We start from the raw sequence: 11,844 nt of genomic DNA, 5'->3' as shown, positions 1-11,844 counted from the left end.
CCTCATTGGTCAATTCCCGCCGGAATTCACATCTGCTGCCGTAATTTCTGGGCAAAGCCGCGCAAAACGCAATTCCACCCACAGCCCTGGCACGGCATTTTTCAGTGTCAGTTTGGCATTGTGAAGGTCGCTCACGGCTTTGACCAGCGCCAGGCCAAGACCCGACCCTGGTGTGTGGCGAGATTGGTCCAGCCGGTGAAACCGTTTGAGCACGCGCGCGTGATCGTCAACCGGAATGCCCGGGCCCGTATCACTCACGCGTAGCACGACATGATCCGGCTCCGCTCGGGTCAGCACTCGGATCATCGCACCCGCGCCGGAATGGCGGATGGCATTCTCGATCAGATTAGCGATCAACTGCACGAGAAGGTCCCGGTCACCGAGGATGCGAGCTGGTGTGTCGCCCTCCGATTTCAAGCTCAGAGTCTGATCGTTTTCTTCTGCAACCGCCGCATAGACATCGAACACGCTCTCGGCAATTTCCGACAGATCCAACGGCTGGAAACGTGCCCGCCGCGCGCCCGCTTCGATCTGGGCGATCCGCAAGAGCGCATCGAAAGTGGTGATGATCTGTCGAACTTCTGCACGCGCTAGTTCGAGCTGTGGGCCGAGAACTTGATCAACACCGACGCTGTCACTGAGTCGTTCAAGATGAATTCCAAGCCGGTTGATCGGCGTGCGCAAGTCGTGGGCAATGTCGGCGCTAACCTGTCGAATCCCCTCAACCGTCGCGTGGAGCTGATCCAGCGCCGAATTGATCCGGGTTGAGAGTTGGTCGATATCATCGCCTGATCCCGACACCGGTAAGCGGCGCGTCATCTCGCCTGACGCCACCCGGTCGAGCACGCCGGACGCAGCATCAATACGTCGTTGCCCCTGACGGGCCAGCGCCAGCCCTGCCAGGCTGGCCAGCAGCAGTGTCAGCAGGGCCGCTGCACCAAAGACCAACGAAACAAGCCCGAGAATTTCATCGGATTCCTCATGACTAACCCCGGTAATCAGGCGCATGTCATCCAGATCAGTCACTTGAATATGGTAGCCCTCGTCGAGCTCGGGTAGCAGGCTCTGCCCTGCGACATCGCCGGTTTGTAGCGAGCGCGGTGCGGTCAGCGCCGGACCGGCAAGTCGCTCGCCATTGCGGGTGCCGAGCCAGGCAAAGCTATCGTCCGGTTCGCCGCTTTCACTGGAGGATCGCACGGCTTCGACCAGAGCGGAGCGTCCGGAGCTGCGGTAGAGCTCGACAAAGCCGGTTGAAGTGACCAGGTCGGCCTGCGAAACGCGTTCGCGCAATTCGGCATCGACGGCCAGGAATGCGAACCAACCGACAAGCAGGTAGATGACGGCAAACACAGCCGTCAGGGCGATGGCAAATCGCAAATGGGTGCTTTTCAAAAGCTTATTCAGGGGCACGAAGGCAATATCCCACATTCTTTATCGTATGCAGCAAGGGTTGGTCGAACGGCTTGTCGACCTTGCCACGTAGCCGGCTGATATGAGTTTCGACGACGCTGGTTTGTGGGTCAAAATGGAAATCCCAGACCCGCTCCAGCAACATGGTCTTGCTCAGGACGCGCCCCTGCGAGCGCATGAAGTATTCGAGCAGGGCAAATTCCTTGGGCAGCAGATCGACGGGTTGGCCGGCACGAACGACCCGGCGCCGGACCAGGTCCATCTCAAGGTCAGCAACGGTGAGCCTGACTTGCTCGGTCTGAAGGGCCGGGCGCCGTCCGATGGCCGCCAACCGGGCCGCCAGTTCGGAAAAAGCGAAAGGTTTGACGAGATAGTCGTCGGCTCCGGCCTCCAGACCGTCAACCCGATCATCAAGACCGCCAATTGCCGTCAGAAACAGAACTGGCGTGTGTATCTCGGCCGCGCGGAGCGCTTTCAAAAGGGACAGACCGTCCATGCCGGGCAGCATCCGGTCGAGAATGATTGCGTCATATGCCGCGCGCAGGGCCAGCGCCAAACCGTCAATGCCGTCGATGGCATGGTCGGTCGAGTGCCCGGCGCCGCGCAGCCCGGCCAGGACATATTCACGTGTGAGATCGTCATCTTCGACCAGCAAAATATTCATGGTTGCCGCCTCAATTGACGATGCCCCCTGCCGGGAAATACCGGCAGGGGCAGAAGTTGGCCAGGATTACGGTCAGTCCTCGACCTCATTGTCGTTGTCATGGCCGCGTTCGTTGTCATTGTCGGCACCATCTTCATCATCGTCTTCTGATTCGGACTTGATGACCGTCGGGGTCGATGTCGCGACAAGGACTTCGAACTCGGTACCATCAGCAGCGACCAGTTCGACGGCATACACAAAGGTGCCATCCTCGTCCTCAAACTCCGCCGACATCGCCTGTGCGCCAGTCTCGGCTTCGGCGACGCCGATGGCGTCATCCAGGCTGACCCGTGCGTTGAGAAAGGCTTGATGCTCGGCCTGGTCATCCTGGCCCTCATCCATGCCACGCGCCAGCGCCGCGCCGGTGAAACCGCTGGCAATGAAGGCGCCAACGACGATCAATTTGGTGATAGAATTTTTCATCTTGAGTCTCCTCTGGCTGCCGGGATCAGCAAGCCGATGAAGCCAAGATAATCCATCGATCTGACATCGACCGGGCATGTAATATACAAAAATGTAAACCGCGTTCAGGGCTGGCAGGCGGACCTCCATTCAATCACCCTGCTCAATATCAGAACCCCCTGTCGAGGCGCGTCCCTATTGCCCGACACAATGTGCCACCGAACAGCGCCGTGGGGGCCATTTCATCAACAACCTCGGCAAATTACTTCTGTCCAATTTCAGCCGCCCCGCCAATCGGCTGAGGCCAAAGCGCCGGACTATTCTGCGTAACTTTTCGGTTCGAACCTGGCGGGCAATCTCTGCGGCTTCGTGCTCGCTCATCGCTTGGCCCGCTCCGCTCATAAGCAGTTCCAAATCGGTCGATGATATTCCCCGACGCAGCCGGGCGCGAAGATGGTCCGGCAGGCGAAAGCGCGCGGTCATGATGAGCCCTCCTGTGCGGTGCCATCGATCCGAACGGCCAACTCGATCAGGTAGACGCCCCGTTCCATGAGCCGCTCGACCAAGAGCGCGAACAAATCGGCAAGCCCAAGCAGAAAACGGCCAATCGATTCAACTTGGCTTGGGCCGGTCGCCGTTTTAGCGGGGTGATCCTTCTGCGTTCGGATCGGTTTCGAGTGGGTGCGACCTGCCGCGCAAATCTGTCAGGCGTTCACCCTCAAACGGGGTAAGGTGCGCGGTATCATTGGTTTCCACTACCCCCCCGACCTGCTCATAAATATCGATGAAAACGTGGGCTGGAGCATCCTCGCCAACTGGCCTTGTCCATCGGAAATAGGCCCCTGACCACTTGCAGGCTCTTTGGTGAGGCACGGCAAGCGCTCGCCGTTTCGCTTTGCCCACTTCCTTGATGGAAGGGGTGTCGCCGAAGGCGACGGAGCTGGTGAGGATGACGGGCGCGACGGCCGCCAGTTTGTCGGGCCTATCCCCCCCTCACAATTAGCCCACGTCATCCCGGCGAACGCCGGGACCTCGACGTGACAAGTGCGGAGGCCGTGATATCGAGGTCCTGACTGGAGTTTACCCCCCGCGCAGGCGGGGGTCGGGATCACGATAATGAAATGAGTTTAGCCACGCCCCCTCCAGCCGCTCGCGGCGTGGAGATTTTGGTGCGTCACGCAGCCCGGCTACGCGCGCCGCGGGTCATCTCGAGGAAATTGCGCAGCAGATCATGGCCATGCTCAGAAGCAATCGATTCCGGATGGAATTGCACGCCGTGGACCGGGCGCTCGATATGGGCGAGGCCCATGATCTCGCCGTCGGCGGTGTGGGCGGTCGCGCGCAGGCAGGCGGGCAGGGTTTCCGGTTTGACGGCGAGGGAGTGATAACGCGTCGCGATGAAGGGGCTGGGCAGGTTGGCGAAGAGGCCGCTGGCGTCGTGGACGATTTCGCTGGTCTTGCCGTGCATGATCTGTTTGGCGGCGATCACATCGCCGCCAAAGGCTTGACCGATCGCCTGGTGACCGAGGCAGACGCCGAGAATCGGAAGATCGGCCGGCGCTTGGCCGATCAGCTCGAGGCAGATGCCGGCGCGGTCGGGATCGCACGGACCCGGTGAGAGCACGATGCCGTCGGGCTCAAGCGCAAAGGCCTCGGCGGCGGTGAGCGCATCATTGCGCACAACGCGCGTCGTCGCACCCAATTGCTGGAAATAATGCACCAGGTTGAAGGTGAAACTGTCGTAATTGTCGATGATCAGCAGCATGCTCGGCCTCCGTCGCTGCAAGCTAGGCGGATTGCGCCGCGCCGCCAATCCCGCCACGTGCTTAACGCGACATTAATCCGCTTTGGGCCTGCTGGTGGCATGCGTTCAAACCCTGTCAAACCGATTCGCCGCCGCAATGCCGCCATGCCTGCCCTGGCTGGCGCGGTAGTGGCTTCGGCCTATCTGGCGGCGGCGATGGCGTTTTCGATTGCCAGTGCGGCACCGGCCACGCCTGATCGTTCGATCCGTTTCGCGATCTCGGATGTGCCGGCCGCGATGGCTGACGCGCAGCCCGATGCGAGCAGTGCGCCGGTAACCGCATCGGCCGGTAGCGCGACGCCGATGGCTGCCGATCTGCCGGCTGCCACGTCAATCGACACGGCCCAAGTCGCGCTGCCCATTCCTGTTTCCGCTACCCTCGCACCGATGGCTGCACGGCCGCGTCTTGCCCTGATCATTGACGATGTCGGGCTCGATACGGCTGCGGCAGCGCGGGTGCTGGCCCTCGATATTCCATTGACCATCGCCATCCTGCCCTATGCCGACGCGGCCGCCGCAACGGCGCGCACGGCCGAAGCCGACGGACGTGACGTGCTGGTGCATGTGCCGATGGAACCGCTCGGTCTGGACGACCCGGGGCCGAATGCCCTGCTTGTCGATCTCAGTGATACCGACCTTCGCGCCCGGATTCGCTGGGCGATGGCGCGCGTGCCCGGCGCAATCGGGCTGAATAATCATATGGGCAGCCGCTTCACCCGCGATCCACGCGCGATGCGCGTTGCCCTTGGCGCAATTGCCGGACAGGGCCCGCTTTTCATTGATTCAATGACCACGCCTGACAGCCGCGGCAGTGCCGTCGCCGAGGGACTGGGTCTGGCTGCGCTGCAGCGCGATATCTTCCTCGACCATGTCATTGAGGCCGACGCCATCCAGGCGCAGCTGGCGGCGGCAGAAAGCCTGGCCCGCTCGCAAGGCTATGCCGTGCTGATCGGGCATCCGCACGGGCTGACGCTGGATGCGCTTGAAGGCTGGATTGGCGAAGCGCGTGAGGCGGGTTTTGAGTTCGTCACCGTGACGACGCTCTCGGCGCAGCTGGCCCGTGAACCGGCGCCGCGAATTTCGGCCTCAATCGCGCACTGAGTCCTCAGCGGCGCGGAACAGCGCCATCGCCTTGTTGACGGTCTCAACGCGTTCCGATTCCGGATTTGAATCGAGCACGACACCGGCGCCGGCCTGGACATGCATGCGGCCATCCTTGATCACCGCCGTGCGCAAAGCGATGCAGGTGTCCATGCCGCCATCGGCGCTGAAATAGCCGACCGCACCGCCATAAATCCCACGCCGGTGCGGTTCCAGTTCGTCGATGATCGCCATCGCCCGCACCTTGGGCGCCCCCGAGACGGTGCCGGCCGGAAAGCCCGCGAACAGGGCCGAGACGGCATCCTCACCATCGGCCAGATCGCCTTCGACATTCGAGACGATATGCATGACATGGCTATAGCGCTCGACGACCTCACGTGAGGTGATCCTGACCGAGCCCGGTTTGGCGATCCGGCCGACATCATTACGACCCAGATCGAGCAGCATCAGATGTTCGGAGCGCTCCTTGGGGTCGGCGAGCAGATCGGCTTCCAGCGCATCATCCTGCGCCGGTGTGGCGCCGCGCGGCCGTGTGCCGGCGATGGGGCGGATGGTGACGGTATCATCGCGTAGCCGCACCAGGATTTCCGGGCTCGAGCCGGCAATCTCAAACCCGTCCATGCGGAAATAGAACAGGAAGGGCGAGGGGTTGAGGCGGCGCAGTGAGCGATAGAGCCAGAAGGAATCATCGGTGAAGGGCGTCGAGAAGCGCTGGCTCGGTACGATCTGGAAAGCGTCGCCGGCCCGGATGTAATCGCGCGCTGTCTGAACCGCAGCGCGGTATTGCGCCTCGCTCTGATTGGAAGTGATCGCGCCGGTTTGGCCGATCGGGGCCGCGATTTCGGGCAGGGCGCCCGCGAGGATGTCGAGGGTCGCTTGCAGGCGTGCCGCTGCCGCATCATAGGCTTGGCGCGGTGTCTCGGGCCCGCGGCGGATCGTGCAATAGACCTGGATTTCCTGCTTCAACGCGTCGAACACGACCACGATGCGTGGCCGGATCAAACAGGCCTCCGGCGTGCCGAGCGGGTCGGGCGCGGCGTTTTCAGGCAGTTTTTCCAGATAGCGCACCATGTCATAGCCGACATAGCCAAACAGGCCGGCGGCGATTGACGGCGCGCCGTCGGGCAGGGCGCAGTGGGCCTGCTCGATGACGGCCCTCAGGGCGGTCATCGGATCGGTATCGAGGGCGGTGAATTGGCGTGCCTCAATCGCGTCGCCCCGCGCTTCGCTGACGATCCCGTCGCGGCATTGCCAGATCAGATCCGGATCGAGCCCGATCGCCGAATAGCGCCCGCGCCAAGCGCCGCCCTCGACCGATTCGAGCAGGCAGGCATGGCCGTCCGCCTGGGCCAGTTTGAGATAGGCCGCCACGGGGGTCAGCAGATCATCGGCCTTGCGGGCGCTGATGATGACCGGCTGACCAGCTGTCAGATCGGCTTCAATGGCCGTGAAATCCGGCGCGGGTCTGCTGCGCGGGTTTGTGGTCACGGCGTTTGGTTTTCACCCAGAGCGTCGGCCCGCAAGCGCTGGTCGACCGATGATCCGTCAATGCCGTATTCGGCCAACAGGGCGGTCTGCACCGAGACCAGAATATCGTCATTGATCTCGGCACCGATTTCGCTCGCCTTCTGCTCAACCGCGCCTAGAGGGGCTTGCGCCAGATCGGCCGGGAGGACTTCGTCGACCACCAGGATCATGTGGGGTCCGCCACCGCGCCGCGCTGCCAGGGCCGGCTCGCCAGGCGCCATCGAGAAGGCCTGTCCGACGACATTGGCTACGAAACTGCCAGCGGTCTCGTCTCGCTTCAGGGTCGATGTCTCGATCCGTCCGCCGGTGGTCAATGCCACGATGTCCATGGCATCACCGGCCTGGATTTGGGCCAGGGCTTCATCGGCGCGGGTTTGTAATTGGGTGTCGGTTTCGGCGGCACGCCAAATGTCGGTGGCCTGCTCGCGCACTTCGCTCAATTCACGGGCGTGCGACGGGATGATCTCATCGACCCGCAGAGTGAACCAGTCGGTGTCATTGACCTGCTGCAGGTCAATCGCAAAGCCGGCGAACTGATCGAAGGCGATACGGAGAATATCGGGTGCGAGCGATTGGTAGCGGGCGAAATCGACCGCGCCGTCCTCGGTGCGGGCGTATTGGTCGAGCGGAACGAAAGCTTCCAGCGGCGTGCCCGAGTGCATCGCCGCATCTTCCAGCGACGCGCCATTGGAGCGCTCCTGCTCGAAGGCGGCCATGGCGTCATACATGTCATTGGTGGCTTGGGCGCGAGCGGCTTCGTCGCGTAGCGCCGGCATGGCCTCTTCAAAGCTGGGCAGGACCGCATCAACGGCGGCGTCGATCTTGACCGCAGACCAGCCGAATGTGCCTTCAACAGCGGCGATCTCGCCCTCAGGCATGGCGAAGACAGCGTTGGCCAGCGCGTTATCTGGAACCTGGTAGGCTTGCACATCAGTCTGGGGCAGCGGCGCGTCGAGACCGAAATCGGTGGCAATGGCCGCCGCCGTTTCGCCAGCTTGCAGCCGGGTTGCGATGGCGTTGGCGGTCGCTTCGTCGGGCGCGATCAGGCGCACGAAGCTGCGTGTGGCCGGCGTGCCGAGTTCGCCGTTTTCGACCTTGTAGTCATAGGTTTCGCGCAAGACCGATTCGGCGACATCGACATCAGCGATGAAATCTTCGAGCCGGAACCGCACCAGGGTGATGGAGCGGTATTCCGGGGCGGTGAAGACGGGCAAGCCAAGCTGGTCGGTCTGGTTCGGGTTGGCGTCGATATAGGCTTGCAATTGTTCATCGGTCGGATCGTCGACCGGTTCAGCCGAGCTGGCGTCCAGGATCAGTGCCCGGATGCGTCTTTGCTCCTGCTGCACCAGATAACGCGTAGACGCCATGCCGGGCGGAACGCTGATGCCGGCCGTGAGGGTGTCAGCGAGCTGGGTCCGGGTGATGTCTTCGCTGATTGAGCGCTCGAATTCGGCTGGTGCGTAGCGGGCATTATTCAGAGCGCTGACATACAGGGATTGCTCGAAATTGCCGGTGACAGGGTTGTGGAAGGCCTGATAGCTGCGCAATTCGGTGGTCAGGGCCCGATCCGATGTCACCAGGCCCATATTGCGGGCCTTGGCGTAAAACGCCGCCTGGACGATCAAACGCTGCAGCACCTGGTCGCCGAGGCCGGCTTGGAGCGCCTGTTCGCGCGTCGCTTCGGGGTTCTGCTCCTGCACGCCCTGCCACTCGCGATCAAAGGCCTGAGCCAGTTCGCGCTGACTGATCTGCTCGCGATCAACCACGACGACCGCCGTACCGGATCCCGTGAAGATGCCGCCGACGCCATAGAGGGCGAAGCCGAGGACCAGCAGAACAATGATCACCAGCGCGAGGGGCGATTGGGCGAATGCGCGAAAATCTGACAGCATGAGTGGGCTGGGCCTTTTGACAGCAATGGCGGCAAACTAACGGCGCAGATTCGCTGCCGCAAGCATCAGCGGCTGTATTGGCGGCAAATGCGGCGGCGCAAGATTGCCGTCATCGGATTTGAGGCCTAGTTCTGCACCCGTCAGGGGTGCCGACGCGGCAGTAAAAATGGGGGGCTAGATGCCACGACGGATACTGATTACCGGCAATTGGAAGATGCACGGCTTGCGATCAGATCTTGGCTTCTTTGAAGCCCTGACGCCAATCGCTGCGAAGGCGGGCGCCGAGGTGCTGGTCTGTCCGCCGGCCAGTCTGTTGGCCGCCGCCGCGGCGCAATGTGCAGGCACAGAAATCCGGATCGGTGGACAAGACTGCCATACGGGTCAGTCCGGCGCCCACACGGGCGATGTCTCGGCGATGATGCTGCGTGACGCCGGTGCCAGCCATGTCATCCTTGGTCATTCCGAACGCCGCCAAGAACATGGCGAGACCAGCATACTGGTTTGCGCCAAGGCCAAGGCGGCACGGGTGGCCGGGTTGATCCCGATCATCTGCGTTGGAGAAACCCTCACTGAACGTGAAGCAGGCCGTGCGCACGAGATCGTGGGTGCGCAATTGAAGGCCTCGCTGCCAGCGGACGCCGGTGCGGGGGTGGTCATCGCTTACGAACCCGTCTGGGCAATCGGAACCGGGCTGACCGCTGCAGCGGAGGACGTGGCCAGCATGCACGCCTTCATTCGTTCGCAGCTGCGCGAACCCGCCGCAACGCGTATTCTCTATGGCGGTTCGGTCAAGCCGGAAAACGCCGCAGAACTCTTGGCCCTCGAAGATGTCGATGGGGCCTTGGTCGGCGGCGCGAGTCTCCAGATCGACTCATTTGCTGCCATCGTTGTGGCCGCAAAGCAGTAATTCGCTCTGTTCGGTAAGTGGATTGAAACCTTCTTATCCGATGATCCGCTCGAACTTGGATGTTTATGCATCGACCGGGAGCGCACAACGTATGAGTGAAGTTGATTACGCTAGGGCTTCCGTCCTCCTTTTTGATCCCGTCCACGTCAACCAGCGTACGAGCCGCTATGCGCTGTTCGAAATGGGCTTTCGTAAGATCGAATGCGTGTCCAGCCCGGCCGAGTTCAAATCCAGCTTGGCCGAAACCTCACCCGCTCTGGTCGTGGCCGAGAGCAGCGCGACCGATGCTGATGTCTTCAAGCTCGTTCGCAGCATCCGGCGCAGCGATCTTGGCCGCAATCCCTTTGTCGTCATTCTGTTGACGACATGGAGCCGTGACACCACGCATATCCGGCGCGCGATCGAATGCGGCGCCGACGATGTCATCGTACGGCCATTCTCGACGATGTTCGCAGCCGAGCGCGTTCGCACCCTGATCCGCGACCGCAAGGATTTCATCGTCACGAGCGATTATGTCGGACCGGACCGCCGCAAGAGCACCGACCGGCATAGCGACACCCAGCCATTGGCGGTGCCGAATTTCCTTCAGGCGATTGTGAATGGCGACGAAGCCGCGATCGAGCGGGCCAATAGCTGGGCTCGGGAAGCCCAGGATGTGGTGATCGCCGAACGTCTGCGCCGGATGGCGATGCGGATCGTGGTCTCAGTGGAGATCCAGCTCACCAAACCGGAAAGTTCCACCATGCCCGTGCGGCTCGATGTCATCGACATGACCCGCACGGCGCGCGAACTGCGCATGCAGCTTATCAAGGCCAGCCGTTCGGAGGCGGCTGAGGTCGCCACCGCACTGCTTGAGCAGATCAGTTCGCTGGGTGAGGGCACCGGCGCATCGAACCGGACACTGCAATTGATCAAGGAATTGTCGATGGCGACCTATGCCGCCTTTGCCAATGGCGAATCGCTCGAACGGTCCAAGGACGAGATCGGACGCACTGTCGCCAATCTGCGCACGCGGCTGCAGTCCAAGTCCGTCGACGAGAAAATCCGGGCCCAGCTCGAAGCCGCCAAGGCCAAGCCCGCTGAGGGTGCAGACAGCACGGCAGACGATACTGGCCAAGCGGCCGGTGCTGGTATAAAACGCGCCGCCATGTGACCGGGTTGCCTGCGGGCGGCCCAGGGGCCATGTCTGCAGTGCAGAACCCAAATCTCAGGCGGTATTCATGACAAACGTGCTTTTGATCATCCAGCTTTTGGTCGCGGTTGCCCTCGTGGCGGTCATTCTGATGCAACAATCCGAAGGTGGCGCTCTGGGCGTCGGCGGCGGAGGCGGCATGATGAGCGGTCGCGGTGCAGCCAATGTGCTGACCCGGACAACGATGATCCTGGGCGCGCTCTTCATCGGCAATTCCATTCTTCTGGCGATTGTGATTGGCGTGAATGCCGAGGGCCGCAGCGTGTTTGAGCGCAGTTCCAGCGAAGCTCTTCCGGTTATTCCTGCCGATGAGATCCCCGCTGATGGCGTGCCGACCGACGGCTGATCGAACAGCCTTTCTCACCGAAAATTGAAATTGCGCCTTTCGGGTCGCACGAATCTCCGATAGGCAGATTGTCCATGCCGCGTTATATCTTCATCACCGGCGGCGTGGTCTCCTCGCTTGGAAAAGGCCTCGCCTCAGCCGCCCTTGGCGCTCTGCTGCAAGCGCGCGGCTATTCTGTGCGCCTGCGCAAGCTCGATCCCTATCTCAATGTCGATCCCGGCACGATGTCGCCCTATCAGCATGGCGAATGCTATGTGACCGATGACGGCGCCGAAACTGATCTCGATCTGGGCCACTATGAGCGCTTCACCGGCGTGCCCGCGAGCCAGTCGGACAATATCACCACCGGACGCGTCTATCAGCGCATCATCGAGCGTGAACGCCGCGGCGATTATCTCGGCGCCACGGTGCAGGTCATTCCGCACGTCACCGACATCATCAAGCAATTCGTCCTGTCCGATGCCGGCGATGCCGATTTCGTGCTGTGCGAGATCGGCGGCACGGTCGGCGATATCGAGGGCCTGCCTTTCTTCGAGGCGATCCGCCAGCTCGGCCAGGAA

Annotated in this window: 10 protein-coding genes and 1 pseudogene; 5 read left to right on the top strand and 6 right to left on the bottom strand. The window is 62.1% G+C overall.

Annotated features, from left to right (window positions below):
• Positions 1–9: 9 nt before the first annotated feature.
• The 4 genes from AAC029_RS09840 to AAC029_RS09825 form a co-directional block, all read right to left on the bottom strand.
• Positions 10–1,410, bottom strand: a complete 1,401-nt coding sequence (locus AAC029_RS09840) for a HAMP domain-containing sensor histidine kinase (protein WP_339746964.1) — start codon at positions 1,408–1,410, stop codon at positions 10–12.
• Entirely contained in the window at positions 1,397–2,074 is a 678-nt protein-coding gene (locus AAC029_RS09835; RefSeq protein ID WP_339746962.1) for a winged helix-turn-helix domain-containing protein, read from the bottom strand. The genes AAC029_RS09840 and AAC029_RS09835 overlap by 14 nt, the downstream gene beginning before the upstream one ends.
• A gap of 72 nt (positions 2,075–2,146) precedes the next feature.
• The gene (locus AAC029_RS09830) at positions 2,147–2,536 is read right to left on the bottom strand and encodes a PepSY domain-containing protein (protein ID WP_339746960.1); all 390 of its coding nucleotides are present in this window, start codon (positions 2,534–2,536) and stop codon (positions 2,147–2,149) included.
• Positions 2,537–3,689: 1,153 nt separating this feature from the next.
• Positions 3,690–4,280 (bottom strand): aminodeoxychorismate/anthranilate synthase component II, encoded by a 591-nt coding sequence (locus AAC029_RS09825; RefSeq protein WP_339746958.1) that lies wholly within the window; start codon positions 4,278–4,280, stop codon positions 3,690–3,692.
• 99 nt (positions 4,281–4,379) lie between these two features.
• On the opposite strand from AAC029_RS09825, the gene AAC029_RS09820 reads away from it, so the two are divergent.
• Positions 4,380–5,420, top strand: a complete 1,041-nt coding sequence (locus AAC029_RS09820) for a divergent polysaccharide deacetylase family protein (protein WP_339746955.1) — start codon at positions 4,380–4,382, stop codon at positions 5,418–5,420.
• Here AAC029_RS09820 and trpE read toward each other — a convergent pair.
• Together trpE and AAC029_RS09810 are read right to left on the bottom strand one after the other, a co-directional pair.
• Entirely contained in the window at positions 5,406–6,908 is a 1,503-nt protein-coding gene (trpE, locus tag AAC029_RS09815; protein ID WP_339746953.1) for an anthranilate synthase component I, read from the bottom strand. The genes AAC029_RS09820 and trpE overlap by 15 nt on opposite strands.
• Complete coding sequence (locus tag AAC029_RS09810; RefSeq protein WP_339746951.1) at positions 6,905–8,839, bottom strand: SurA N-terminal domain-containing protein; 1,935 nt, start codon at positions 8,837–8,839, stop codon at positions 6,905–6,907. Before AAC029_RS09810 ends, trpE begins: the two co-directional genes overlap by 4 nt.
• Before the next feature lie 178 nt (positions 8,840–9,017).
• Between AAC029_RS09810 and tpiA the strand changes: the two genes are divergently transcribed.
• The 4 genes and pseudogenes from tpiA to AAC029_RS09790 all read left to right on the top strand — a co-directional run.
• Positions 9,018–9,746, top strand: coding sequence for a triose-phosphate isomerase (gene tpiA, locus AAC029_RS09805; RefSeq protein WP_339746949.1), 729 nt, complete (start codon positions 9,018–9,020; stop codon positions 9,744–9,746).
• A 91-nt stretch (positions 9,747–9,837) separates the two neighbouring features.
• Positions 9,838–10,899, top strand: a complete 1,062-nt coding sequence (locus tag AAC029_RS09800) for a response regulator receiver protein (RefSeq protein ID WP_339746947.1) — start codon at positions 9,838–9,840, stop codon at positions 10,897–10,899.
• Positions 10,900–10,966: 67 nt separating this feature from the next.
• A complete protein-coding gene (secG, locus tag AAC029_RS09795; RefSeq protein ID WP_339746945.1) occupies positions 10,967–11,284 on the top strand; it encodes a preprotein translocase subunit SecG in 318 nt (105 codons plus the stop codon).
• A gap of 74 nt (positions 11,285–11,358) precedes the next feature.
• A pseudogene (locus AAC029_RS09790) lies at positions 11,359–11,844 on the top strand (CTP synthetase); the annotation flags it as partial.

The sequence above is a fragment of the uncultured Maricaulis sp. genome (assembly GCF_963975345.1).
In the GTDB taxonomy this organism is placed as follows: Bacteria; Pseudomonadota; Alphaproteobacteria; order Caulobacterales; family Maricaulaceae; genus Maricaulis.
The sequence above is the reverse complement of the archived record's forward strand: the minus strand, read 5'-3'. Positions and strand labels throughout refer to the sequence as shown.

What these genes read in the sequence shown, in the direction of transcription:
- AAC029_RS09835 (WP_339746962.1), bottom strand. Translation starts at nt 2,074, where the DNA reads ATGAATATTTTGCTGGTCGAAGATGACGATCTCACACGTGAATATGTC.
- AAC029_RS09830 (WP_339746960.1), bottom strand. Translation starts at nt 2,536, where the DNA reads ATGAAAAATTCTATCACCAAATTGATCGTCGTTGGCGCCTTCATTGCC.
- AAC029_RS09825 (WP_339746958.1), bottom strand. Translation starts at nt 4,280, where the DNA reads ATGCTGCTGATCATCGACAATTACGACAGTTTCACCTTCAACCTGGTG.
- AAC029_RS09820 (WP_339746955.1), top strand. Translation starts at nt 4,380, where the DNA reads ATGCGTTCAAACCCTGTCAAACCGATTCGCCGCCGCAATGCCGCCATG.
- AAC029_RS09810 (WP_339746951.1), bottom strand. Translation starts at nt 8,839, where the DNA reads ATGCTGTCAGATTTTCGCGCATTCGCCCAATCGCCCCTCGCGCTGGTG.
- tpiA (WP_339746949.1), top strand. Translation starts at nt 9,018, where the DNA reads ATGCCACGACGGATACTGATTACCGGCAATTGGAAGATGCACGGCTTG.
- AAC029_RS09800 (WP_339746947.1), top strand. Translation starts at nt 9,838, where the DNA reads ATGAGTGAAGTTGATTACGCTAGGGCTTCCGTCCTCCTTTTTGATCCC.
- secG (WP_339746945.1), top strand. Translation starts at nt 10,967, where the DNA reads ATGACAAACGTGCTTTTGATCATCCAGCTTTTGGTCGCGGTTGCCCTC.